Annotated in this window: 25 protein-coding genes; 14 read left to right on the top strand and 11 right to left on the bottom strand. The window is 71.7% G+C overall.

From position 1 onward, the window contains the following. Positions 1–18: 18 nt before the first annotated feature. Positions 19–843 (bottom strand): endo alpha-1,4 polygalactosaminidase, encoded by an 825-nt coding sequence (locus VM306_RS05250; protein ID WP_325511457.1) that lies wholly within the window; start codon positions 841–843, stop codon positions 19–21. A gap of 180 nt (positions 844–1,023) precedes the next feature. Between VM306_RS05250 and VM306_RS05245 the strand changes: the two genes are divergently transcribed. The 6 genes from VM306_RS05245 to VM306_RS05220 all read left to right on the top strand — a co-directional run bounded on the left by VM306_RS05245 (position 1,024) and on the right by VM306_RS05220 (position 7,045). After that, positions 1,024–2,286 (top strand): ABC transporter substrate-binding protein, encoded by a 1,263-nt coding sequence (locus VM306_RS05245; RefSeq protein WP_325511455.1) that lies wholly within the window; start codon positions 1,024–1,026, stop codon positions 2,284–2,286. Next, positions 2,283–3,173, top strand: coding sequence for a sugar ABC transporter permease (locus VM306_RS05240; RefSeq protein WP_325511453.1), 891 nt, complete (start codon positions 2,283–2,285; stop codon positions 3,171–3,173). The genes VM306_RS05245 and VM306_RS05240 overlap by 4 nt, the downstream gene beginning before the upstream one ends. Beyond that, positions 3,170–3,976 (top strand): carbohydrate ABC transporter permease, encoded by an 807-nt coding sequence (locus VM306_RS05235; protein WP_325511451.1) that lies wholly within the window; start codon positions 3,170–3,172, stop codon positions 3,974–3,976. The genes VM306_RS05240 and VM306_RS05235 overlap by 4 nt, the downstream gene beginning before the upstream one ends. Before the next feature lie 23 nt (positions 3,977–3,999). Beyond that, positions 4,000–4,926, top strand: a complete 927-nt coding sequence (locus VM306_RS05230; protein WP_325511449.1) for a sugar isomerase — start codon at positions 4,000–4,002, stop codon at positions 4,924–4,926. 3 nt (positions 4,927–4,929) lie between these two features. Beyond that, on the top strand, positions 4,930–6,213 hold the full coding sequence (gene melA, locus VM306_RS05225) for an alpha-galactosidase (protein ID WP_325511447.1): 1,284 nt from the start codon (positions 4,930–4,932) through the stop codon (positions 6,211–6,213). A gap of 73 nt (positions 6,214–6,286) precedes the next feature. Beyond that, on the top strand, positions 6,287–7,045 hold the full coding sequence (locus VM306_RS05220; protein WP_325511445.1) for a DeoR/GlpR family DNA-binding transcription regulator: 759 nt from the start codon (positions 6,287–6,289) through the stop codon (positions 7,043–7,045). Positions 7,046–7,153: 108 nt separating this feature from the next. Here VM306_RS05220 and VM306_RS05215 read toward each other — a convergent pair whose 3' ends face one another. The 5 genes from VM306_RS05215 to VM306_RS05195 are packed head-to-tail and all read right to left on the bottom strand — an operon-like array spanning position 7,154 to position 11,346. Further along, positions 7,154–7,990 carry a PhzF family phenazine biosynthesis protein gene (locus VM306_RS05215; protein ID WP_325511443.1) on the bottom strand — a complete coding sequence of 279 codons (837 nt, stop codon included), beginning with the start codon at positions 7,988–7,990 and terminating at the stop codon, positions 7,154–7,156. Between the two features lie 13 nt (positions 7,991–8,003). Next, positions 8,004–8,609, bottom strand: coding sequence for a response regulator transcription factor (locus tag VM306_RS05210; RefSeq protein ID WP_325511441.1), 606 nt, complete (start codon positions 8,607–8,609; stop codon positions 8,004–8,006). 22 nt (positions 8,610–8,631) lie between these two features. Next, on the bottom strand, positions 8,632–9,708 hold the full coding sequence (locus VM306_RS05205; protein WP_325511439.1) for a sensor histidine kinase: 1,077 nt from the start codon (positions 9,706–9,708) through the stop codon (positions 8,632–8,634). Positions 9,709–9,718: 10 nt separating this feature from the next. Next, positions 9,719–10,447, bottom strand: coding sequence for an ABC transporter permease (locus VM306_RS05200; RefSeq protein WP_325511437.1), 729 nt, complete (start codon positions 10,445–10,447; stop codon positions 9,719–9,721). Next, positions 10,444–11,346, bottom strand: a complete 903-nt coding sequence (locus VM306_RS05195) for an ABC transporter ATP-binding protein (RefSeq protein WP_325511435.1) — start codon at positions 11,344–11,346, stop codon at positions 10,444–10,446. The genes VM306_RS05200 and VM306_RS05195 overlap by 4 nt, the downstream gene beginning before the upstream one ends. Before the next feature lie 143 nt (positions 11,347–11,489). Between VM306_RS05195 and VM306_RS05190 the strand changes: the two genes are divergently transcribed. The 5 genes from VM306_RS05190 (at position 11,490) to VM306_RS05170 (ending at position 15,781) form a co-directional block, all read left to right on the top strand. After that, entirely contained in the window at positions 11,490–12,278 is a 789-nt protein-coding gene (locus tag VM306_RS05190; RefSeq protein ID WP_325511433.1) for an HD domain-containing protein, read from the top strand. Beyond that, complete coding sequence (locus VM306_RS05185) at positions 12,275–12,688, top strand: YkvA family protein (RefSeq protein WP_325511431.1); 414 nt, start codon at positions 12,275–12,277, stop codon at positions 12,686–12,688. Before VM306_RS05190 ends, VM306_RS05185 begins: the two co-directional genes overlap by 4 nt. Before the next feature lie 162 nt (positions 12,689–12,850). Further along, complete coding sequence (locus tag VM306_RS05180; protein ID WP_325511429.1) at positions 12,851–13,954, top strand: lysyl oxidase family protein; 1,104 nt, start codon at positions 12,851–12,853, stop codon at positions 13,952–13,954. A 70-nt stretch (positions 13,955–14,024) separates the two neighbouring features. Next, complete coding sequence (locus tag VM306_RS05175) at positions 14,025–14,639, top strand: hypothetical protein (protein ID WP_325511426.1); 615 nt, start codon at positions 14,025–14,027, stop codon at positions 14,637–14,639. Beyond that, on the top strand, positions 14,636–15,781 hold the full coding sequence (locus VM306_RS05170) for a PrsW family intramembrane metalloprotease (protein WP_325511424.1): 1,146 nt from the start codon (positions 14,636–14,638) through the stop codon (positions 15,779–15,781). The genes VM306_RS05175 and VM306_RS05170 overlap by 4 nt, the downstream gene beginning before the upstream one ends. A gap of 1 nt (position 15,782) precedes the next feature. Here VM306_RS05170 and VM306_RS05165 read toward each other — a convergent pair whose 3' ends face one another. The 3 genes from VM306_RS05165 to VM306_RS05155 all read right to left on the bottom strand — a co-directional run bounded on the left by VM306_RS05165 (position 15,783) and on the right by VM306_RS05155 (position 18,605). After that, on the bottom strand, positions 15,783–16,922 hold the full coding sequence (locus VM306_RS05165; RefSeq protein ID WP_325511422.1) for a BMP family ABC transporter substrate-binding protein: 1,140 nt from the start codon (positions 16,920–16,922) through the stop codon (positions 15,783–15,785). A gap of 70 nt (positions 16,923–16,992) precedes the next feature. Next, positions 16,993–17,511, bottom strand: a complete 519-nt coding sequence (locus VM306_RS05160) for a GNAT family N-acetyltransferase (protein ID WP_325511420.1) — start codon at positions 17,509–17,511, stop codon at positions 16,993–16,995. A 2-nt stretch (positions 17,512–17,513) separates the two neighbouring features. Beyond that, positions 17,514–18,605: a hypothetical protein gene (locus VM306_RS05155; protein WP_325511418.1), complete on the bottom strand. Its 1,092-nt coding sequence runs from the start codon at positions 18,603–18,605 to the stop codon at positions 17,514–17,516. A gap of 132 nt (positions 18,606–18,737) precedes the next feature. Here VM306_RS05155 and VM306_RS05150 point away from each other — a divergent pair, with 132 nt between their 5' ends. Together VM306_RS05150 and VM306_RS05145 are read left to right on the top strand one after the other, a co-directional pair. Then, positions 18,738–19,304 carry a MerR family transcriptional regulator gene (locus VM306_RS05150; protein ID WP_325511416.1) on the top strand — a complete coding sequence of 189 codons (567 nt, stop codon included), beginning with the start codon at positions 18,738–18,740 and terminating at the stop codon, positions 19,302–19,304. Continuing rightward, complete coding sequence (locus tag VM306_RS05145; protein ID WP_325511414.1) at positions 19,301–21,661, top strand: VIT domain-containing protein; 2,361 nt, start codon at positions 19,301–19,303, stop codon at positions 21,659–21,661. Before VM306_RS05150 ends, VM306_RS05145 begins: the two co-directional genes overlap by 4 nt. A 107-nt stretch (positions 21,662–21,768) precedes the next feature. Here VM306_RS05145 and VM306_RS05140 read toward each other — a convergent pair whose 3' ends face one another. Then, the gene (locus tag VM306_RS05140; protein WP_325511412.1) at positions 21,769–21,915 is read right to left on the bottom strand and encodes a hypothetical protein; all 147 of its coding nucleotides are present in this window, start codon (positions 21,913–21,915) and stop codon (positions 21,769–21,771) included. A 174-nt stretch (positions 21,916–22,089) separates the two neighbouring features. Between VM306_RS05140 and VM306_RS05135 the strand changes: the two genes are divergently transcribed. Beyond that, entirely contained in the window at positions 22,090–22,497 is a 408-nt protein-coding gene (locus tag VM306_RS05135) for an STAS domain-containing protein (protein WP_325511410.1), read from the top strand. 6 nt (positions 22,498–22,503) lie between these two features. On the opposite strand, the gene VM306_RS05130 is transcribed toward VM306_RS05135, so the two are convergent. Beyond that, on the bottom strand, positions 22,504–22,905 hold the full coding sequence (locus VM306_RS05130; RefSeq protein ID WP_325511408.1) for an ATP-binding protein: 402 nt from the start codon (positions 22,903–22,905) through the stop codon (positions 22,504–22,506). Positions 22,906–22,942: the final 37 nt, after the last annotated feature.

Genomic DNA, 22,942 nt, shown 5'->3' with positions numbered 1-22,942 from the left:
GAACCCCGGACGACGCTTCTACTTGCAGTAGTCGAACGCGTAGTCGCGGTTGCCCGGACCGACGAGGTACCGGTCGCGCAACGTGGTGGTCGCCGGGGTGTCCGGGTCGTTGCACACGTCCTTGAACGTGCCGCGCAGGTCATCGGTGTACTCGATGTCCATCACGTGTGCGCCGTACACGTCGGAGTACGACGAGCACTCCTCCCAACGGTGGCACTCCTCGGACACCGCGAAGTCGAAGCCGACCTCGGAGCGTGCGCGTGCGGCCTCTTCCGCGGAGTTCTTCTGACCGATGGCGAGGTTCTTGCTGTGCGCGCGGTCCGCGAGGAGCTTCGCGTAGGCCAGGTTGTGGCTCACGGTCAGCTTGTTGCGCGAACGCGAGTAGGAGTCGAGGTTGTCGACCTCGACCGCCTTGAAGCCCTTCGACGCGCACAGGTCGATGGTGCCGCCCATGATGCCCGCCAGCTCGGTGCGCTTGGCGGCCGTCGAGGTGTCGAGCAGGAACTCGTCCGGCCACTCCGGGTCGATGATCGGGTTGCCGGAGGAGTCCTTCAGGATGAGGTGCTTGCGCTGGTTCAGCCAGACGTTCTTGTCGCCCGGCTGGGTCTGGAACCCGTTGACGTAGCAGATGTTGTAGAGGCCGGCCGCCGTGGAGGCCGTGCTGTCGCGGGTCACCATGGTGACGCCGCTCGGCGGGGTGTAGGCGGCGCCGAGCTGGTAGTCGAGCACCGCGCCGGTGGGTGGGAGCTGGACTGCCGCCGCCTGGCTGGACGTCGTCAGCGGTCCGGTCACGCAGGCCAGGGCCAGTGCAGCCCCGGTGAGGGCGCGCGCAGGGAAGGTCATGTGCGCCAAACTCCTTGATCGCTCAGAAGTGGTGATCGGGTCTGAGCGACCGTACCGGTAGGAGTCCTCTGGAGGCCAGCAAACAATCTCATTCGGTCACGATGCTTGCTTGTTTGAGCGTTTCGAGCTTAGTGTGCCCGACCACAGAGCAGCCGCGTTCCACCACCTGAGGGAGTCGACATGGGCACAGGGCTGAGTCGCCGCACGGTGCTGACGATGGGCGCCGCACTCCTGATGACCGCGGCCTGCGGGACGGGCTCCGGCGGCAACGGCAAGATCAAGGTCTGGCACGGCTACACCGACGCCGAGGCCGCGGCCCTGGGCAAGCTCACCGACCGGTGGAACACCGCGCACCCCGAGCAGCAGGTCGAGCTGGTGTTCAACGGCGGCAACGACAACGTGCTTCAGAAGACGCTGGCGTCCTTCGCCTCGGGCAACCCGCCGGAGGTCGCCTACCAGTACGGCTCCTCGATCACCGGGCTCACCGGCCGCGCGCAGACCCAGGACCTCACCGAACTGGTCAAGGGCGACGCCGAGTTCCGGTGGGACGACCTGTTCGCCGCCGGGCGCGAGGCCGCGACGGTGAACGGGAAGATCTACGGCATCCCCGCGCTCGTCGACAACCTCTCCCTCGTCTACAACAAGAAGCTCTTCGACGACGCCGGCATCGCTCGCCCCACCGAGTCGTGGACGTGGGACGACTTCCGGTCGGCCGCGCGGAAGCTCACCGGCGACGGGCGGTACGGCTGGGCCTACGTCAACGACGGCACCGAGGACACCGTCTGGCGCTTCCTCGCCCTGCTCTGGCAGGCCGGCGGCGACCTGCTCTCCGCGGACGGCAAGAAGGCCGCGTTCGCCTCCGACGCCGGGCGGCAGGCCATGCAGCTGTTGCGGGACATGGCCGTCACGGACAAGTCGGTCTACCTCGACGCGGGCGACCAGCAGTACGTCAACCTCTTCAACTCCGGCCGGATCGGCATGCTTTGGACCGGGCCGTGGGACCTCAGCGCGATCAACGACGACGTCTCCTACGGCGTGCAGATCCTGCCGGGCAAGGTCAGCCACGCGACGATCGCGGGCCCGGACACGTTCGTCGTCTTCGGGGACGACGGCCGCGAGAACGCGCTGCCGTTCCTGAAGTGGCTGCTCTCCGCGGAGATCCACCTGGAGTTCGCGATGGAGACCGGGCACCTGCCGATCCGGCAGTCCGAGGTGGACCTGCCGAAGTACGCCGAGTACGAGGAGAAGTACCCCGCCGCCAAGGTGTTCGTCGAGAACCTCGAGAAGAACGTCACGAAGTCGCGGCCGAACATCCCGCAGTACCCCAAGATCTCGCAGGTCCTCGGCACCGCCGTGCAGTCGGTGCTGCTCGGCCAGGCCGAGCCCCAGGCCGCTCTCGCGCAGGCGGCGGCCGAGGTCGACCAGGCGCTGGCGGGTTCATGACGACCGACCGGCGCAAGCTCGCCGACCACGCCGCCGGGTGGGGGTTCGCGGCACCGGCCGTGGTCCTGATCGGCGTGTTCGGCCTCGTCCCCGTGGTGTGGTCGTTCGTGCTCTCCCTCCAGCACACCGACCTCACCTCGCCGGGGACGTTCGCGGGCGGCGACAACTACGCCAAGCTCGTCGCCGACCCGCTGTTCTGGGACGCCGCCCGCCGCACGCTCGTCTACGTGGTGCTGTTCGTGCCCATCACGCTCGCGCTCGCGCTGCCGATCGCGGTGATGCTCAACCAGCGGATCCGCGGCGTCGTGCTGTACCGGCTCGCGGTGTCCGTGCCGCTGGTGACCTCGACGGTCGCGACCGGCATCATGTTCAGCTGGCTCGCCAACCCGCAGTTCGGGCTGGTCAACGCCGCGCTGGACGCCGTCGGGCTGCCGAAGCAGGGCTTCTTCACCGATCCCGGCCAGGCGTTGTTCGCGGTGGTGGCGATGACGGTGTGGGGCTGGCTCGGGTTCGCGGTCATCATCTACCTCGCCGCGCTGCAGAACGTGCCGAAGGACCTGATCGAAGCGTCCTCCTTGGACGGCTGCGGCCGTGCTGGGTCGTTCTGGCACGTCGAGCTGCCGCTGGTCTCGCCCGCCACCGGGTTCCTGCTGGTCTGGCTCACGATCAACGGCCTGCAGCTCTTCGACGCGGTGTACGTGACGACCAAGGGCGGGCCGCTGCGGGCTACCACCGTGCTCGTCTACCACCTCTACAACGAGGCGTTCGTGAGCTTCGACGGCGGTTACGCGGCCGCGATCGGCTGCGCGGTGTTCCTGGTGATCGGCGCGTTCACCCTCGCCCAGCTGCGGTTCAACCGCCGCACGTCCCACTACGAGGCGCGATGACGAGGCCCAGTGCGCTGCACCTGATCCTGTTCCCGCTGTCGCTGGTGATGGTGACACCGCTGGTCTGGATGGTGCTGGTGTCGATCTCCACCCAGGAGGAGTCGCGGCGGTTCCCGCCCGGCCTGCCGAGCGGGGTCGAGTGGGAGAACTACGCCGCGGCGGTGCGGGACGCGCCGCTGGGGACGTGGCTGGGCAACAGCTTCGTCGTGTCCGTCGTCTGCGTGGCCGGCAACCTGCTGCTCTGCTCGCTGGCGGGGTACGCGTTCGCGCGCATCCGGTTCATCGGGAGCAAGGTCGCGTTCGTGCTGATGCTCGCGACGCTGATGGTGCCGTTCCAGATCGTCATGCTGCCGTTGCTGATCATGATGCGGGAGCTGGGGCTCGTCGACACCCTCGGCGCGCTGATCGCGCCGAACCTCGCCACCGCGTTCGGGGTGTTCCTGATGCGGCAGTTCTTCACCACGCTGCCCCGCGAGCTGGAGGAGGCCGCGCGGATCGACGGCGCGAGCAGGCTGCGGACCTTGTTCCAGGTTTTGCTGCCGTTGATGCGGCCGACCCTCGCGACCCTCGCGGTGCTCACGTTCCTGCAGACGTGGAACGACTTCCTGTGGCCGCTGATCGCCGTGCAGAGCCCCGGGGTGATGACCGTCCAACTAGGACTGCAGAGCTTCCAGGGCGCTCACACCACGAACTGGCCCAAGCTCATGGCCGGTACCGTGCTGAGCCAGCTGCCCGTGCTGCTCGTCTTCTTCTTCGCTCAACGGTTCTTCGTGCGGTCGGTGGCCGCCGCGGGCATCAAGTGACCGACCAACCGGAGGATTGCCCCATGCACATCAGGTCCGCCGCGGAGCTGCACACCACCGCCGAGATCGACTCGCAGCCCGCCTGCTGGCGCCGGGCGATCGCGCTCGCCGCCGATCCCGGGGTCGCGGCGGCCCTGCCCGCGCCGGGCGAACGCGTCGCGGTGCTCGGCTGCGGCACGTCGTGGTTCATGGCCCAGTCCTACGCCCGGCGGCGGGAGGACGAGGGGCTGGGGGAGACCGACGCGTTCGCCGCGTCCGAGTTCCCGTTCGGCCGGACCTACGACCGCGTGGTGGCGCTGACCCGGTCCGGCACGACCACCGAGGTGGTCGACGTGCTGCGCCGGCTGCGTTCGCGCGTCCCGACGACGGCCGTCGTCGGGACTCCCGGCACGCCCGTGACCGAGCTGGCCGACCAGGTGGTCGCGCTGCCGTTCGCCGATGAACGCTCGGTGGTGCAGACGCGGTTCGCCACGACAGCGCTCGTGCTGCTGCGCGCGCACCTCGGCGAACGGCTCGACCGCGCGGTCCTCGACGCGGAACAGGCGCTGGCCGAACCGCTGCCCGCCGACCTGGTCGAGCACAACCAGTTCACGTTCCTCGGCGGCGCGCCCTGGACCACCGGCCTCGCGGCCGAGGCGGCGCTGAAGATGCGCGAGGCGTCGCTGAGCTGGACCGAGTCCTACCCGGCGACCGAGTACCGGCACGGGCCGATCGCGATCACCGACGAGAGCTCGCTGGTGTGGGTGTTCGGCACCGCCCCGGAGGGCCTCGACGCCGACGTCGCCGCGGCCGGCGGCCGGTGGGTCGCCCGCGACCGCGACCCGCTCGCCGAGCTCGTCGCGGTGCACCGCCTCGCCGTGGAGGTGGCGCTGCTGCGGGGCCTCGACCCCGACACCCCGCGCAACCTCACCCGCTCCGTGATCCTCGACGCCCCGCTGCTGGAAGGCTGACCAATGGTGACCATCGCGTTCGTCGGCGCCGGTTCCGTCGAGTTCACCCGCCAGCTCCTCCGCGACATCCTGTCGTTTCCCGAGCTGGCCGACGCCACCATCTCGTTGCACGACATCGACTCCGAACGCCTGGAGGTGGCGGCCGCACTCGCCCGCCTGACCTCTTCGCAGGTGCGGGTCCGCACCTCGCTGTCGCGCCGCGAGGCGCTGGAGGGCGCGGACTTCGTGGTCAACATGGTCGCGATCGGCGGCCACGCGGCGACGTTGCGCGACTTCGACGTGCCGGAGTCGTTCGGCCTGCGCCAGACCATCGGCGACACGCTCGGCATCGGCGGCATCTTCCGTGGCCTGCGCACGTTCCCGTTCCTGGACGGGCTCGCGGCGGACATGCTCGCCGTGTGCCCGGAAGCGTGGCTGTTGAACTACACCAACCCGATGGCGATGAACATCCAGTACCTGGCGACCGTCGCGCCGCGGTTGAAGGCGGTCGGCCTGTGCCACTCGGTGCACTGGACGATCCACGACCTGAGCGCGCTGGTCGGCGTGCCGCACGAGGAGGTCGACTTCCTCTCCGCCGGCGTGAACCACCAGGCGTGGATCCTGCGGTGGGAACACGGGGGCCGCTCGCTGTACCCGGCCCTGGACGCCGCCATCGCCGCCGACCCCGAGCTGGCGCGGCGGGTGCGCGTCGACGTGTACCGCAGGTTCGGCTTCTACCCGACGGAGACGAGCGAGCACTCCTCCGAGTACGTGCCGTGGTACCTGAAGCATCAGTCCGAAGTGGACCGTTTGCGGATCCCGGTCCGCGACTACGCGTCGATCAGCGCCGAGAACGTCGCCACGTACGAGAAGACGCGCGACGCGCTGGCCGCGGGAGACCAGCCGCCTCCGCTGGAGGACGAAGCGGTGGAGTACGCGCCGCAGGTGATCCACAGCCTGGTGACCGGCCGTCAGCGCACGATCCAGGTGAACGTCGCGAACGACGGCCTGATCTCGAACCTGCCGTCCGGCGCCGCCGTGGAGGTGCCCGCGACGCTCGACCGGCTAGGCGTTCACCCGCACGTCGTCGGTGCCCTGCCCCGCCAGCTCGCCGCCCTGAACCGGAGCTTCCTGAACGTCGTCGACCTGACGGTGGCCGCGGCGGTCGAGGGCAACCCGGACCACGTCCGGCACGCGGCCCTGTGCGACCCGGCCACGGCCGCAGCCCTGACGGTCGGCCAGATCGACTCGCTGGTGGCCGCTCTGACGGCCGCGCACGGTGATCTGCTGCCCGCTGCTCTCCGATAACGCTCAACTCGATTGCGTGGTTATCGCGTTATTCGTGCCAATTCGAGCAGTATTCGTGCGTTATAGTGATCGGATGCGTCAAGAGCAGCGGCTCGCTGCCATCCTCGGCAGGCTCGCGGACGCGGGCTCGGTGACCGTGACCGGGCTCGCGGAGGACCTGGGCACGTCCGTCGCGTCGATCCGGCGCGACCTCCAGTCGCTGGAGGAGCAGAAGCTGCTCAAGCGCACCCACGGCGGCGCGGTGGCCGTCGAGGTCATCTACGAGCTGCCGCTGCGCTACCGGGTGGGCCGCCGCGAGGAGAAGCGCCAGATCGCCGAGGCGGCCGCGCGTCTCGTGACGGAGTCCGTCCACTCGGTGGGCCTCAACGGCGGCACGACCACGACCGAGCTGGCCCGCCTGCTGGCGGTGACCCGGTCGCTGAAGGTCGTGACGAACGCGCTCAACATCGCCTCGGACCTGTGCCCGCGTCCCACGATCGACCTGGTCGTGACCGGCGGCGGCGTGCGCCCGGAGAGCTACGAGCTGGTGGGCCCGCTCGCCGACCGCGCCCTCGCCGGCATCAGCCTGGACCTGGTCTTCCTCGGCGTGGACGGCATCGACGCGCGCGGCGGCATCACCACGCACGACGAGGTCGAGGCGAACACCGACCACTGCCTGCTGCGCACGGCCGACCGCGTGGTGGTGCTGGCCGACGGGTCGAAGGTGGGGAAGCGGGCGTTCTCGCGCATCGCCGACATCACCGCCGTGCACGTGGTGATCACGGACGCCTCCGCGCCGGTGGAGGAGCTGGAGAAGCTGAGGGCTGCCGGGGTCGAGGTCGTGGTGGCGTAGGGGAAGAGGCTGCCGCTCCGCTCGGGGAGAGATCACGGTGGCGCGCCGTTGTGGTGGCCGCGGAGCCGCGGGCTTCGCGGCTCCGGACCAGCCGCCTGGAGATGGCGGTCAGAGCGCCAGCTGCCCGGTGACCCCCAACACCGTGTCCCCGCCCACCCAGATCTCCCCGTCGGCCCGCGACAGGTGCACCCGCCCCCGCCGCCCGATCGCCGTCCCCTGCGCCGCGACGTAGGACGAGCCGGCCAGACCGGCCGGGATCAGCCACTGGGCGATCGCGGCGTTGAGGCTGCCCGTCACCGGGTCCTCGTCGAACCTGCTGCCCTCGTCGACGAACGCCCGCACCTCGAACGCCGCGTCCCCACCGGCGGGATGCGGCCCCACCACACCCACGCTCGAGAATCCGCCGAAGTTCGCGTAGTCCGGCTCCACGGCCAGCACCGCGTCAGCGGAGGCGAGCAGCACCGCGACCCAGCCGGGGCCGTTGTCCGCCCACTGCGCGTCGACGATGTCCTCCGGCCTGACCCGCAACGCGGAAGCCACCGCCAGGAGGTCCGACAGCGTCACCGGACCGCTGCGCACCAACGGCGGCGCGGCGAACGCGAGCCGTGCGCCGTCCGCCCGGACGGTGACCAGCCCGGCGCCGCACTCCTGCACCAGGCGGCCCGGAACGCGCGGCACGCCGCCACGGGCCAGCCAGGCGCGGGCCGAGCCGAGCGTGGGGTGGCCGGCGAAGGGCAGTTCGCGGCTGATCGTGAAGATGCGCAGCCGGTAGTCGGCATCGGGAGTGGTGGGCCGGAGCAGGAACGTCGTCTCGGCGAGGTTCGTCCACCGGGCGAACGCCGCCATCTCCTCGTCGGTCAGGCCGTCCGCGTCGTGCACCACCGCCACCGGGTTGCCGTACAGGAACTCGTCGGTGAACACGTCGACCTGGCTGAATCCTCGCACCGCGTCAGCGTATCTACAGCCAGCCGCTGCTTTCGGCCACCTTCACCGCTTCGGCACGGGTGCGCGCGCCGGTCTTGCCGATCGCGGAGCTGAGGTGGTTGCGGACGGTGCCTTCCGACAGGTGCAGCGCCCGCGCCAGGTCCGCCACCGTGCCGCCGTCGCGGGCCACGGCGAGCACGTCGCGTTCACGGTCGGTCAGGGGGCTCCGGCCGGTGGCCAGCGACTCGGCCGCCAGCACGGGGTCCACGACGCGCAGTCCTGCGTGTACGCGGCGGACGGCGTCGACGAGCTGTTCCGGGCTCGCGTCCTTCACCACGAACCCCGCCGCGCCCGCCGCCATCGCCCGCGCCAGGTAGCCCGGCCGCCCGAACGTCGTGCAGACGATCACGCGGCACGACGGCAGCGCCTCGCGGAGGTCCGCGGCGGCGGTCAGGCCGTCCTTGCCCGGCATCTGCACGTCGAGCAGCGCCACGTCGGGGGAGGTGCGCAGGGCGGCCGCGACGACCTCGTCGCCGGTGCTCACCTTGGCGACCACCTCGACGTCGGGCTCCAGGCCCAGCATCGCGGCGAACGCGCCCAGCACCAGCGCCTGGTCGTCCGCCAGCAACACCCTGATCACGCGACCTCCCGGACTGATCTTGTCACGCCACCTCCGCGCGCAGGCGGTAGCCGCCTTCGGCGAGCGGTCCGGCCTGGACGGTCCCGCCGTGCGGGGCCAGGCGTTCGGTCAGGCCCCGCAGACCCGTTCCCGGGATGCCGACGCCGGCGCCGCGCCCGTCGTCCCGCACCTCGAGCCAGGTGTCGCCCAGCCGCACCGAACACCGGGTCGCCGCCGCGTGGCGCAGCACGTTGGTGATCGCCTCGCGCAACACGTACCCGAACACCCCCTGCAGCTCGGGTCGCACGTTGTCCACCGCGTGCGGCAGGTCCGCCTCCACCCCGGCGGCGCGCAGGGCCGCCCGCGCGCCGACGACCTCCGCCGACAGCGACACCTCCCGGTACCCCGAGACGGTCGCGCGCACGTCGCTCAGCGCCTGGCGGGTCAGGTGCTCTACCTCGCGGATCTCCTCCAGCGCCCGGTCGGCCGACGAGCTCTCCAGCAACCGCCTGGCGACCCCGGCCTTCAGCGTGATCGTGGTGAGGCTGTGCCCCAGGACGTCGTGCAGGTCGCGGGCCAGCCGGTTGCGCTCCTCGGTCCGCGCGAGCGCCGCGATCTCCTCCTGCGCCAGGGACAGCGCCTGGTTCGCCCGGATCATCCTGCCCATCGCGAGCATTCCCAGCGAGATCGACAGCAACGTGCCGAGCTGGCCGCCGTCGATCCCCAGGTCCCGCTGGAGGTACATCGTGGACGCCAGCGCCACGAGCACCGACCCGTCGATGGCGATCGCACGCCACGGCGTCAGCACGATCGCGACCGTCGACATGATGTAGACCATCAGCCCCGCGGTCGACATGCCCATCCAGAACACGACGACCAGGCCCAGGACGGTCAGCGCCAGGCAGATCAGCGTGTTGACGTTCTCGCTGCCGCTCGACCACAACCACTTCGGCGCCAGGAGCCAGCCCAGCCCGTAGGAGACGAGCAACAGCACCAGCGCGGACCGCTCCAGCACGCTCCGGTCGCTGACGACCACGTCGTAGATCACGGCCGGCACGTAGAGAAGGACGAACACGAGTCCGAACAGGAACCACTTGCCGTTGCCGTCGCGAGAACGCACGAGGACGAACCTAGCTCTGCGTGCGATAGCGGCGCACCGCGATCAACGAAAGCACAGCGACCCACGCGACGATGACCAGCAACGCCGTCTTGACGTCCACGCCCGAGACGAACGGCGCCTGCGTCAGCTGCTTCACCCAGTACGTCGGAAGGATCTTCATCACGGTCGCGAGCCAGTCCGGCGCCACGTCCGCGGGGATCCAGATCCCGCCCAGCAGGCCGAACAGCATCGACGCCAGACCCGTGATCGCCTGCATGCCGTCCGGGGTCGCGACCAGCCCGATCACGATCCCGAGCAGCACGAACGGGATCGCGCCCAGCCACAGCGTCGCGAGCACGCCCGCCCAGTGCGGCGCGTCCATCCGCACGCCCTCGACCACGCCGACCACGCACACCAGCAGGATCCCCGGCAGACCGACCAGCATGGCCAGCGCGCCCTTGGCCATCAGGTAGCCCGAGCCGCTCAACGGGGTCAGCCGCAGCTGCCGCTGCCAGCCCAGCCCGCGTTCGACGGCGATGCGCGCGCCGATCGTCAACGGGCCGGCCATCACGCCGAACAACGCCATGTTCATCATCAGCGAGGTGGCGACCGGCAGTCCGTTGGGGAACGTGCCCTCTCCGCCCCCGTAGAGGTTGACGAACAGCACCAGCATCACCGCCGGCACCACCACGGTGAAGATCAGGTACCGGCCGTTGCGCACCGCTCGCTTGAGCTCCAGTGCCAGGAAACGGGTGTTCATCGGTCCTCCTCCCCGGTGAGCGCGAGGAACGCGTCCTCGAGCCCGAGCGCGGTGATCTCGATGTCGTGGGCTTGCGGGTATCGCGCCAGCAGCGCACGCACTGCGGCGTCGGAGTCGGTGCAGGTCAACGTGATCTGGTCGCCCCGCCGTCCGGTCGAGCGCACACCCGGCAGGTCGAGGTCCGCCGCTCCCGGCACGACCGCGCGAAGCGTGCGACCGGACACCGCGGCGCGCACCTGCGCCACCGAGCCGTCGGCCACGATCCGCCCTGACCGCATCAGCACCACGCGGTCGGCGTACTCCTCGGCCTCGTCGAGGTAGTGCGTCGCGAACAGCACCGTCCGGCCGGTGTCGGTGTAGGCGCGCATCTGCTGCCAGAACGCCCGCCGCGTCTCGACGTCCATCGCGACGGTGGGCTCGTCGAGCACCAGCAGGTCCGGCTCGCACACCAGCGCCAGCGCGAACCGCACCCGTTGCTTCTGCCCGCCGGAGAGCTTCGTGCACCTGCGGTCGGCCAGGTCGGCGATTCCCGCCTGCCGCAACGCCCGAGAGACCGGCATCGGCCTGCGGTGCAGCGCCGCGATCAGCCCCACGGCCTCGGCGACCGTCGCGTCCTCCAGCAGGGCGCCGCTCTGCAGCATCGCCGAGATCTGACCCTCCACCACGGCCTCGCGCGGCGACCTGCCGAACACGCTGATCTCCCCGCTGTCCGGGGTGGACAGCCCGAGCAGCAGGTCGACCGTCGTGGACTTGCCGGCACCGTTCGGGCCGAGCAGCGCGACCACCTCGCCGGGGGAGATCACGAGGTCGACCCCGTCGACCGCCCTGACCTCGCCGAACCGCTTCCTCACGCCGCTCAGCGCCACTGCGGCGCCTGCCCGCACAGTTGTCTCCGTCATGTCCTCGATGCTCGGTGCGGGAGGCTTGACGCGAGGGGTTCGAGCGTCACGACCTGGGCATGACAGATGTCATGGGCACCGGTCGATGTGATCAGGTCGATCGGCCCTCTCCGATCCGGCGGGTCGCGGCATACGGTGGAGGGGTGACGACCACGTCTGAGGCCGTGAGCCAGGCGGACGAGCGCATCCGGCGCCTGGAGGCCCGGCTGGTCCGCGAGCACGTCGAGGTGCCGCCGAGCCTGGTGCACGAGTGGATCGAACGCGCGCGGGCGCGCTTCGGTGGCGCGAGAGTGCAGGACTACGTGCCGTTGCTCGTGGCACGGGCGGTGCGGGCGTCCGCGCGGGAGTTCCCCGTCGACGTGCCGGAGATGTCCGGGACGTTCCTGACGAGCTGGGCGCGCAACACGGCCCGGCGGCTGCTCGCGGACGAGCTGCCCCGCAGGTGGGAGCACACGGCCGGGGTGGCCCGCCGCGCCGGGCACGTGGCGCGCGTGCTGCCCGCCGAGGACCGCGAGCTGCTGGTCGCCGCGGCCTGGCTGCACGACATCGGCTACGCCTCCGAGCTGAAGGACACCGGTCTGCACTCGCTCGACGGGGCGCGCTACCTGCGCCGGGCGGGCGTCTCCGAACGCGTGTGCTCCCTCGTGGCGCACCACTCGGGCGCGGCGGCCGTCGCGGAGCTCGTCGGGCTCGCCGGCGAGCTCGCGGAGTTCCCCGACAACCGGGGACGGCTGCGCGACGCCCTGTGGTACTCCGACATGTCCACCGGCCCGGACGGGCAGCCGACGACGGTGCAGGGCAGGCTGGCCGAGATCCGGCAGCGGCGAGGCCCCGAGGACCCGGTCGTGCGGGCCCTCGCGATGAACGGCGACGAGCGGCTGGCGGCGGTCAGGCGGACGCACAGGTTGTTGCGCCGGGCCTTCTGGAGATGACGGGCTCGTTCTGGTGGGACGTGGCGATCGGTGTCGCGGCGGCCCTGCTGGTGGCGTGGGCGGCGCTGGTCGTCGCGCTGGTCGTGGTCCGGCCGCGCGGCGGATTGCTGCGCGAGGCGCTGCGCCTGCTGCCCGACGTGCTGCGCCTGGTCCGCCGGCTCGCCGCGGACAGGTCGTTGCCGCGCGGGGTCCGGGTCAGGCTCTGGCTGCTGGTGGTCTACCTGGCGATGCCGATCGACCTGGTCCCCGACTTCGTCCCCGTGCTCGGGTACGCCGACGACGCGATCATCGTGACCGCAGTGCTGCGCGGTGTCGTGCGGCGGGCGGGGCTCGACGCCGTGCGGGCGCACTGGCCGGGGACGGACGACGGGTTCGAGGCCGTCGCGCGCCTCACCGGTCTGCGTCGCTGACCGGACCACCCGGCTCGCGGGCGGCCGTTGCACACCACCGTGTGTCTCGACTCCGGAACACGGTCGCGGCGTTCAACGCATCGCGCCCCTGGTTCACTCGGCCGGGTACACCTTCTGCCAGGAACGGGGGAAGTCGCATGGCGCGCACTAGCGTTGTGCGCCATGGGGTTCGGCAGGGTGTTGAGCGCGGCGGCGTCCGCGCTGGTGATCATCGCGGCGTCGGTCCCGGCCGCGCAGGCCGTCGTGCGGCAGCCGTTGCTGCCCGACCTCCGCCAGGCGCCGGTCGGGTGCCCCGGCGGGTACGGCGGCGACCCCGGGCTGTGCCGTGACTGGGACGTCTGCATGGTCACCGACCCCAGGAACCCCAGCGGCGACTGCGTGACGTCCGGTGCCATCAGGGCGGTCCGGTTGCGGTTCACCACCGCCGAGGACAACGTCGGCGCGGGGCCGTTGCTGATGTACGGCCGCCGTTCCGGCGCGAGCGGCGACCAGATGGAGGTGCGCCAGGGCTTCCAGGCCGCCAGGGGCGCGCCGATCCCCGCCACCTTCGACGAGGCCGAGCGCGCCACCACCACCTCGATGTACTACGAGCCCGCCAAGGCGCACCGGCACTGGCACCTCATGAACTTCGTGCGGATGCAGCTGCGCACGCCCGGCGGCGAGACCGTGGCCGCCGACCGCAAGAACGGGTTCTGCCTCGGCGACCGGTACCGCACCGCCGACGCCGGGGCGCTTCCCGGCGCGGCGCACGTTCCCGGCAGCCCGGAGGACCGGCTGGCCGAGCGGCTCGGGCAGAACCGGTGCGGGTACCGCGACCCCGGCGTCACCGAGATGTTCGAGGGCATCTCCGCCGGCAGCGGCGACGACTACCGCTACGACGTCGACTTCCAGTGGCTCGACCTCACCGGCGTCGCGTCCGGCACCTACGACGTGGTGAACACGGTGAACTCCAACCGCACCCTCGTGGAGTCGGGCTACGACAACAACTCCTCGTCGATCTCGATCTCCGTCCAGTGGCCGGGCGGCGCCGCGAGCAGGCCGTCCGTGATCACCGAGGCGCCCGCCGTGACGCTGCTGCGCAGCTGTCCCGGTCAGGAGCGTTGCTCAGGACAGCGCACGCCGGGCAAGAGCACGTTCGCCCGTGTGCAGGGACCGGTCGCGGTCACGCCCCGGTGCGGGTCGACGGCCCCGGATGAGAGCTGTTGTTGTTGCTGTGCGGGCGAACCGGCCACAGGGGTCCGGGAAACAGCGGCAGCAGTCCGGTAGCGAGCCGCGGCACGGCTCACGCGAGAAGCTCGACGAGCTGAAAACCGCGTGCTGTGGTCAGGTTGAGGACATGAGCGCACCGCCGGAGTGGATCGCCGTCGAGCACAGGTTCGCGGGGCTCGACCGGCGCACGTTCAGACCGGCGCTGATCGCACTGGCCGTCGCGCTCGTCCTGGCGTACGGGCTGCCCGCGCTCAACGCGGCGATCCCGTGGCACAACGAGATCAAAGCCGGTGACGTGCTGGACCTCGGCGACGGGGCGACAGCGGTGCCGCCGGTCGGGTGGCAGCTCGAGAGCGGCACGCTCGCCGGCTCCGGCTCGGTGTCCCCGGCGAGCCCGGACGTGCGGCTGGCCACGGGTGGCGCGACGATCGCCCTGCGCGGCGCGTCGTTCACCGGGACGGCGGACGCGTTCCTCGACCAGGTGCTGCGGGCGGAGGGCGCTCAGGGCGTCGAAGGGTCACGCGGCACCCTGACGACCACGTCCGGGCTCGTGGGGGTGGTGCAGAGCGCCACGGCGCCCGGTGGCGACCAGGTGGACGCCGCGTTCAAGATGGCGCCCGGCCCGGCCGAGACCGCGCCCGCGTTGCTGGTGGTGGTGCGCACCGCGCCCGGACAGTTCGAGCGGTACCAGGACGGCGTGGGCGAGCTCCTGCGGAGCATCACGCCGGGGGCGAACCGATGACCGCCGCGAAGTCCGCGCAGCTCGACGCCATCGAGCGGTCGGGGTGGGGACTGCCGTTCCGCCTGGTCCAGCCGCACGACCTCGCGTTCTGGGTGTACGCGCTGGGTGTGGGCGGCGGCGCGCTGGCGATGTTCCGCTACTTCGGCCCCGGTGCCCGCTTCTACGGCCCGGCGCTGACCGGCGGTGTGCTGCTGTTCGGGCTGTACCTGATCCCGTGGCTGCTGCTCCTGCGCCGCCACAACCGCTACACCGCGCAGCCCGGCTCGCTGCTGGCGGCGGCGTTCGTCTGGGGCGGGGTCGCGGCGACGTTCTTCGTCGCGCTGCCCGCGAACACCGCTCTGCTGGAGATCTGGGCCAAGGCCGGAGGCACGGTCTTCGCGCAGAACTGGGCGGCGGGGCTGACCGCGCCGATCACCGAGGAACCGGCCAAGGCGCTCGGCCTCGTCCTGCTGATCGGCCTCGCCCCGCGGCTGGTGCGCAGCGCGTACGACGGGTTCATCATCGGCGCGTTCACCGGACTGGGCTTCCAGGTGTTCGAGGACGTGCTCTACGTCTACAACGGCGCCACGCAGACCTTCGGAGTCGGTCAGCTCGGCGCGTCCGTGCAGATCTTCCTGCTCCGGGGCGTGAGCGGGATCGTGCCGCACGCGTTGTTCAGCGCGATCTTCTGCGCCGGGCTGATGTGGGTGCTGGGCAGGACACCGGGGGAGCGCGACGTGCCGCGCGGCGTCCTGACGATGCTCGCCGCGATGGTGTTCCACTTCGCGTGGGACGACATGGGCGGCCTCAGCGGCGGCATCGGGATCGTCGCGGTGCTGCTGCCGTTCGTGATCGCGGCCGTCGAGCTGACGGCGTTGTTCTCCGTGCTGCGCCACGCGGCGCGGCAGGAGCAGGCCTGGATCCGCGCCGTGCTGGAGCCGGAGGTGGAGAACGGTGTGCTGGACGCGCCGTTGCTCGACGCGGTCAGCGGGTTGCGGCGGGACCGCCGGAAGTACCGCAAGCAGACGCGCGACCGCCGCAAGGCGAGGCACCTGCTCGAGGCCGCCGCCGATCTCGCCCACGAACTGGCTCGCGGACGTGGGCAGGAGACCGGCGGCGTCGAGCACGCGCGGGCGGAACTGGTCCGGCTGCGCGGGAGCTGACCTACGGCTTGTCGGACACCTTGATCTTGCCCTCGATGATCTGCGCCTTGTAGCCCTCGAGGATGCCCTGCAGCTTCGCGTCCACCTTGCCGCCGGACGTCGCGTAGCCCACGCCGTCCACCTTCAGGTCGAACACCTTCGGCAACGACGCGAGGTCGTTCTTGGCGGCGGCGCGGAAGAAGTCGTACACGGCGACGTCGACGCGCTTGAGGCTCGACGCGACGATGACGTCCTTGTTGGCCGCGACCGCCGGCTGGTTGTACTGGTCGGCGTCGCAGCCGATCGCCAGCACGCCGGCCTGCTTCACGGCGGCGAAGACGCCGAGGCCGGACGCGCCGGCGGCCGGGTAGACGACGTCCGCGCCCTTGTCGATCAGGCCCTTCGCGGCCTCCTGGCCCTTGGGCGGGTCCTGGAAGCCGGTGAAGTCACCGGCGGGGGTGATGTACTTCTTGTCGAACTGGACCTTCGGGGCCGCGGTCTTCGCGCCCTGGACGTAGCCCGCCTCGAACTTCTGGATCAGCGGGATGTCCACGCCGCCGACGAAGCCGACGTGGCACTTCTTGCTCTGGTAGGCGGCGACGACGCCCGCGAGGAACGCGCCCTCCTGCTCGGCGAAGACCAGCGGCGTCACGTTGGCCGCGCCCTCGACCGCCGAGTCGACCAGGCCGAACTCGACGTTCGGGAACTCCGGCGCCACGACCTTGAGCGACTCGGTGTAGGCGAAGCCGACGCCGACGATCGGGTTGAAGCCCTCGGACGCGAGCTGGCGCAGCCGGGTCTGCTTGGCCGCCTCGTCCTCGTTCGGCGCCGCGGAGAGCTCGCGGGTGTTCTCCTTCTCGACGCCCATGTCCTTGATCGCCTGGTCGAACCCGGCGGCGGCGAGGTCGTTGAACGACGCGTCGCCCCTGCCGCCGATGTCGTAGGCCAGGCCGATCTTCAACGCGCTGCCGTCGACGCGCTCACCGGCGGCGGCGCTGGTGCTCGACGTGGCGGGCGCGCTCGGCGCCGCCGAGAACTCGCACCCCCCGCCCGCGGCGGTGGTCGACCCGGTGGTGCCGCCACCGGAGTCCTTGGCGCAGGCGCTCACCACCAGGGTCAGCGCGATCGCGGCAACGGCTGTGCCACGTGTGGGACGGCGCACGGTCGATCTCCCTCTTGCTCGGTTCGAGGAGCGGACGGTACCCCGAGCCGCTCCCCGACCGGTCAAGCGTTCAACTACTGGGAACGAGGTCCTTGTGGAACACGAGGAAGTCGCACGGGCAGGCCAGGTGCGGCACGAGCGCCGGGTGGTCCACGGCGAAGTCGCCCTGGTGCACGACCCGGTAGCCGATGCGGGTGTACCAGCCGCGCAGGAACTCCTTGACCGGGTGCTCCCACTCCCGCGGCACGAGCAGCTCCAGCTGCATGCGCGGCAGGCCGCGGTCCCGCGCCCAGGTCTCGGCGAACGACACGAGGTCGCGGCCGATGCCGGTACCGCGCTCCTCCGGGGCGGCGACCAGCATGCCGAACTCGCCCAGGTCGTCGCCGAGCTGCTGGATCCGGACGGCGCCCACGACGCGGTCGCCGGAGCGCGCCACCGCGATCTGCCCGGTCCGGATGAGGTCCGCGACCTCGGCCTCGGTGGTCCGGGCGGCTCCCTCGGCCCACAGACCCTTCTCGGCGTCGGCGTAGACGCGGTTCACGAGACCGGTGATCTCCGGCGCGAGGCTCACGTCGGAGACGAAGCCCACCGTCACCACGGCGCCGGCTGGGTGGTCGCGGCGAGCTTGTCCGCGTGCTGCAGCACACCGAGCTCGCGCAGCATCCGGTCGCGCTGGGCCGGGTCGTGCGCGACGTGCGAGGCGTGCAACGCCTTGCGCAGGCGCGCCTTCCGCCACGGCGTCCACCGGCTCGCGAGGGCGAGCTTGGCGGCCCGCAACGCCGCCCTGTCACGGGTGCGCGCCAGGGCGTCCCGGTGGTCGTCGCCCAGGCCGAGCAACGACAGCAGGCGCTCCCGCAGCTCACGGCCGACGCGCGCCCACGTGGTGGTGCGCTGGCGTGCGGCGCGGATCTCGATGCCGAGCGCGAGGTGCAGCATCACCAGGCCGAGCACCGGTCCGAGCAGGACGCGGGCGGTGCCCGCGACCGGTCCGGACAGGCTGAGGGCGGCGAACGCGGCGAACGCCGTCAGCGCCCACGCCACGAGCCGGGCGGGGCCGGGGCGGCCGTTCTGGCGGACGCCTCCGCGCATGGCCCAGCCGCACGCGACGAGCGCCGCCTCCATGACGGAGAAGAGCGCGACCCGCTCCCAGGTGTCGGTGATGCCGAGGCGCTGTTCGAAGAAGCGCCACGAGGTGTCGACGCTGACACCGATGCTCAGGAGGGCGACGGCGTAGAAGCCGGCGGCGCCGTGGGGCTTGGGCGTCTTGTGGGGCTCGGACGCCGCGGCGGGGGTGACGACCTCGGCCACGGGTGCGGTGATCGGGGGAGCGGGCGCGGTGACCGCATGAGCGGATGCGGGGCTAGTGGCCGGTGCCGCAGGTGCCAGATGGGCGGCGACGCCCTTGTCCATCTCGTCCAGCTTCGCCAGCAGTTCCGGCGTCAGCAGCACGTGGCCCGACGTGTCGGTCAGGCCGTTGCGGGCCCGCCAGTCGTTCACGATCGGCGCGGCGTGGGACCTGCTGGGCACGGCCTGGCCCTGCTTGCCGAGCCAGCGGCGCACGTCTTCCACCGTGCAGCCGCGCGGCAGGTGCTCCAGCGCGTACCGAACCCGCTCTTTGTGCGTCGTCAGCTTGGCCAACTCGGCGTCGTGGCCGGTGATCTGGCCGACCTCGTCCGTGGTCACTCGTGCTCTCCGTCCTAAACGTGGATGCGCAGGGACACGCGGACCCGGCGGAACCCTACCGCCGCTACGGGGCGTGAAGGTCATCGCCCGAGAACGTTGACACTGTCACTGTTGCAGTGTCATTGTGGAGGGGTGTGGACGCTCGACGAGTTGCTGGACCGCGTCTCCGCCGCGTTGACGGCGGAGTACTCGGGCGCGCCCAACGGGCGTGTCCGGGACGTTCCCGACCGGCGGGCCGTCCGCTGGTACGCGACGACCGGGCTGGTCGACAGACCGTCGGCCATGCGCGGGCGGACCGCGTTGTACGAGAGGCGTCACCTGCTCCAGCTCGTGGCCGTGAAGCGGCTGCAGTCGGAGGGGAGGACGCTGGCCGATGTCCAGGCGGAGCTGGCGGGCGCCGACGACCCGACGCTCGCCGCCATCGCCCGCGTTCCCGAAGAACTGCTCACCGCCGATGACGCTGTGTCGCCGCAGCAGGTCCGGCCCCGTTTCTGGGCCGAACCCGTCGCGGCAGCGGCGCCCAGGACGCAGGACCAGGCGGTCGCGCTGAACGGCGTCGCGCTCGGCGGGGGAGCCGTCGTGCTGGTGCCGGGCACGCCCACCGCCGCCGACGTCGCGGACATCGCGGCCGCCGCGCGACCGCTGCTCGACCTGCTCGCCGCCCGTGGCCTGCTCACGAACGAAAGGGAACCGTCATGACCATCTCCGTCGCCCCGATGAAGGCCGCCGAGGGGGACCGCATCGGCTGGACGACCGAGGACGCGGGCATCGGCGCGTTGAAGACCGAACGCGGCAACCTGCCCCTGGAGCGCCTCGACGTCCGGGCGACGGTGACCGGCCTCGTCGGCAGGACCGTGCTGACGACCGGGTTCGTGAACACCCACGACACCGCCCTCGAGGCCACGTACGTGTTCCCCCTGCCGGACCGCGCCGCCGTCACCGGCATGAAGATGACCGCCGCCGACCGCACCGTCGAGGCGGAGCTGCAGGAACGCGCCGCCGCGCGGCAGGCCTACGACGACGCGATCGCGGCGGGCAGGAGAGCGTCCATCGTCGAGGAGGAACGGCCCGACGTCTTCACCATGCGGGTCGGCAACATCCCGCCGGGCGAACGGGTCACCGTCGAGCTGACCCTCGTCGGGCCGCTGGTGTTCGAGGACGGCGCGGCGACGTTCCGGTTCCCGCTGGTGGTGGCGCCGCGGTACATCCCGGGTGAGCCCCTGGAGGGCCCGTCCGCCGGCGACGGGCACGCCGCCGACACGGACGCCGTGCCGGACGCGTCGCGCATCACGCCGCCGGTGCTGCTGCCCGGCTTCCCGAACCCGGTCGAGCTGCGGATCGGCGTGGAGATCGACCCGGCCGGACTGGAGCTCGGTGAGGTCCGGTCGAGCCTGCACACCGTCGAGACCGAGGGCACCACCGTGACGGTCGCACCAGGGGAGCGGGTCGACCGCGACTTCGTCCTGCGCCTGGCGTACTCGGGTGCCGGCTCCGCGGCCGTCTTCGTGCCCGACGAGGACGACGACGGCGGCACCTACCAGGTCACGGTCCTGCCGCCCGACCTCGACACCCCGGTCCGTCCGCGTGACGTCGTCCTGCTGCTCGACCGCTCCGGCAGCATGTCCGGCTGGAAGATGGTCGCGGCCCGGCGCGCCGCCGCCCGCATCGTCGACACACTGACCTCGGACGACACGTTCTCCGTGATCACCTTCGACGACCGCCTGGAACGTCCCGATCTCGGCGGGGGACTCGTGTCCGGCACCGACCGCCACCGCTTCCGCGCCGTCGAGCACCTGGCGAAGGTGCAGGCGCGCGGCGGCACGGAGATGTTCGAGCCGCTGCGGGAGGGCCTGACGCTGCTCGCGAAGGCGAACGAGGAACGCGACCCGGTCCTCGTGCTGGTCACGGACGGGCAGGTCGGCAACGAGGACCAGATCCTGCGCGACATCGCGCCGCTCATCAACCGGACGAGGGTGCACGCCGTCGGCATCGACACGGCCGTCAACGCGGGCTTCCTCGGAAGGCTGGCCGCCGCGGGCGCGGGCCGGTGCGAGCTCGTCGAGAGCGAGGACCGGCTGGACGAGGCGATGACCCACATCCAGCGCCGGATCGGCGCGCCGCTGATCACCGACGTGGTCGTGTCGCCCGAGTCCGGCCTGCCGAAGCCGCCGTCGGCCATCTACCCCGGCGTGCCGCTGGTCGCGTTCGGCCGGTACCGCGGCGAGGTTCCGGAGACGGTCACCGTGCGCGGCCGCACCAGGGACGGCGCCGAGTGGCGGGAGACCCTGACCGTGCGGCGGCACACCGAGCAGGCGGTCCGCGCGCAGTGGGCCCGTGCCGCGCTGCGCGACCTGGAGGACCGGTACGCGACGGGCGACCGCGCGGTGGAGCAGGAGATCGTGCGGACCTCGTTGGAATACGGCGTGCTGTGCCGCTTCACGGCGTTCGTCGCGGTGGACGACCGGGTCGTGTCCGACGGCGAGGTGCACCGCGTGGTGCAGCCGGTCGAACAGCCGGCGGGCTGGGAGTTCGCCGCGCCGAAGTTCGCCGCGGCGCCGATGGCCGCCGCCCCGATGATCGCCGCGCCGGGCGGTTTCGCACCGGGTGGCGCCGCGCCGATGGGGCGCTTCCGCGGGGCACCGGACGGGTTCGGCGCGCCGCCGCCCCCTCCCGCACCGCAGTCCTCCGGCCGCGCCGGCGGTGGTGGCCGGCCCGGTCCGACGCCGACCTGGATGCGCGCCTCCGCGCCCGCTCCCGCCACCGACGACAGGGCCGAGCTGCGCCAGATCGTCGAGGTGGAGGTGCGGCGCCTGGAGGAGGCGGCGGCGAAGCCCGCCTGGGAACGCCGCGACCTGCTCGCCGACCTCGCCAGCAGGCTCGGCATCCTCGTCGCGGGCCGGCGGGGCGAGGAGTACGAGGCGCTGCGGCGCCTGGTCGGGGAGCTCACCGCGGACGGGGACGTCGACCAGCTCTGGGCACGGGCTCGGCAGGTGCTCCGGGAGTTCGCGGGAGAACCCGCCCCGCGGGAGGAGCGCCGCCGGAAGTTCTGGCGCTGAACGGCTCCGTCCGCCCGCACGAGCTGACGGATCACTTCGGAGTGTGAACGACGCCGAGGGCCTGCCCGCGATCGATCATCGGGCAGGCCCTCGGCGGGCGTCGGGTGCTAGTCCGGCGGTTCCTGGCCGTCCGGGCCCTCGTCGTTGATCACCCGCTTGGCGGGGGCCTCCTCGGGAACGCGGGGTTCCTCGACGTCGTTCAGGTCGGGTGTGCCCGGCGAGTGCGGGGCCTCTGGGTTCAGCGGATCGGTCATGACGTGCGGTTACCCGTCGGAGGCTCGGCCGAACACGGACCCCCCGGTTGTGTCTCACCACAAAGGGGCTTAGCGTGGGGAGCAGTGTCTGAACGTGGAATCATCAACGTGAGGTCGTCTACAGGTTCTCCGGGTTGGGCAGCGGCTCGCGTCGGCGCTTCACACGGTTTGCCGATGGGAGCGAGGCTTATGGGCCAGCAGTCCAACGGAGCGGTCGAGGTGCTGACCGCTCACATCGCTGAGCACGACGGAATAGTCGTCGTGACCGTCGCGGGTGAGGTCGACCGGATGACGCCGGACTCACCCCTTCTCAAGGCCGCCGACGCGGTGCGAAGACTTCCCGCGGGTGTCGTCGTCGACCTCAACGGCGTGACCTTCTTCGGATCCGCCGGTGTCAACATGCTCGCCGCCGTGTGGCAGCAGGCGGAGGCCTCGGCCGTGCCGCTCGCCGTCGTCGCGGGCAAGCGCCCGGTGCTCATGCCGCTCGCGATCTCCGGCGTGGACGTGCTGCTCACGCTGTACCCGAGCCTGCCCGACGCGTTCAACGCCCTCCGGGCCGTTCCGCCGCCCAGGCAGCGCTGACACCTCTCACGCCCCGGCCGTGCACGGCACGACCGCCCACACGGCCTTGCCGGGCGGTTGCTCCGTCACGCCCCATTCCCCGGCCAGCTGGTCCACGAGCACGAGACCGCGGCCCCGCGCGGAGTGCGGCGACGACGGCTTCAGCACAGGCGGGATGGGCGAAGCGTCCTCGACCACGATCCGGACGCCCTCCGGCTGCACCTCCAACAGCAGCCGCGCGGGGAACTTCCCGTGGTCGTACACGTTCGACACGAGTTCGGTCACGATCAGCTGCACGTCGAGCAGGTCGTCCTCGTGCAGCCGCGGCAACGCCGAACCCGCCCACCGGCGGACCTCCGCGATGTCGATCACATCGTCGTTCAGCTCCAGCACGAGCGGGGTACCAGGGGGCTCGCCTCCGACAGCCAAGAAGGTGCCTTTCTGTCACTGGTGTGCTGCGTGAACG

The organism is Lentzea sp. (assembly GCF_035525475.1).
Taxonomy (GTDB): Bacteria; Actinomycetota; Actinomycetes; order Mycobacteriales; family Pseudonocardiaceae; genus Lentzea.
The sequence above is the reverse complement of the archived record's forward strand: the minus strand, read 5'-3'. Positions and strand labels throughout refer to the sequence as shown.

Bases quoted from the DNA above. Each gene is read 5' to 3' on its own strand.
- VM306_RS05250 (WP_325511457.1), bottom strand. From the start codon at position 843: ATGACCTTCCCTGCGCGCGCCCTCACCGGGGCTGCACTGGCCCTGGCC.
- VM306_RS05245 (WP_325511455.1), top strand. From the start codon at position 1,024: ATGGGCACAGGGCTGAGTCGCCGCACGGTGCTGACGATGGGCGCCGCA.
- VM306_RS05240 (WP_325511453.1), top strand. From the start codon at position 2,283: ATGACGACCGACCGGCGCAAGCTCGCCGACCACGCCGCCGGGTGGGGG.
- VM306_RS05235 (WP_325511451.1), top strand. From the start codon at position 3,170: ATGACGAGGCCCAGTGCGCTGCACCTGATCCTGTTCCCGCTGTCGCTG.
- VM306_RS05230 (WP_325511449.1), top strand. From the start codon at position 4,000: ATGCACATCAGGTCCGCCGCGGAGCTGCACACCACCGCCGAGATCGAC.
- melA (WP_325511447.1), top strand. From the start codon at position 4,930: ATGGTGACCATCGCGTTCGTCGGCGCCGGTTCCGTCGAGTTCACCCGC.
- VM306_RS05220 (WP_325511445.1), top strand. From the start codon at position 6,287: ATGCGTCAAGAGCAGCGGCTCGCTGCCATCCTCGGCAGGCTCGCGGAC.
- VM306_RS05200 (WP_325511437.1), bottom strand. From the start codon at position 10,447: ATGAACACCCGTTTCCTGGCACTGGAGCTCAAGCGAGCGGTGCGCAAC.
- VM306_RS05195 (WP_325511435.1), bottom strand. From the start codon at position 11,346: ATGACGGAGACAACTGTGCGGGCAGGCGCCGCAGTGGCGCTGAGCGGC.
- VM306_RS05185 (WP_325511431.1), top strand. From the start codon at position 12,275: ATGACGGGCTCGTTCTGGTGGGACGTGGCGATCGGTGTCGCGGCGGCC.
- VM306_RS05180 (WP_325511429.1), top strand. From the start codon at position 12,851: ATGGGGTTCGGCAGGGTGTTGAGCGCGGCGGCGTCCGCGCTGGTGATC.
- VM306_RS05175 (WP_325511426.1), top strand. From the start codon at position 14,025: ATGAGCGCACCGCCGGAGTGGATCGCCGTCGAGCACAGGTTCGCGGGG.
- VM306_RS05170 (WP_325511424.1), top strand. From the start codon at position 14,636: ATGACCGCCGCGAAGTCCGCGCAGCTCGACGCCATCGAGCGGTCGGGG.
- VM306_RS05145 (WP_325511414.1), top strand. From the start codon at position 19,301: ATGACCATCTCCGTCGCCCCGATGAAGGCCGCCGAGGGGGACCGCATC.
- VM306_RS05140 (WP_325511412.1), bottom strand. From the start codon at position 21,915: ATGACCGATCCGCTGAACCCAGAGGCCCCGCACTCGCCGGGCACACCC.
- VM306_RS05135 (WP_325511410.1), top strand. From the start codon at position 22,090: ATGGGAGCGAGGCTTATGGGCCAGCAGTCCAACGGAGCGGTCGAGGTG.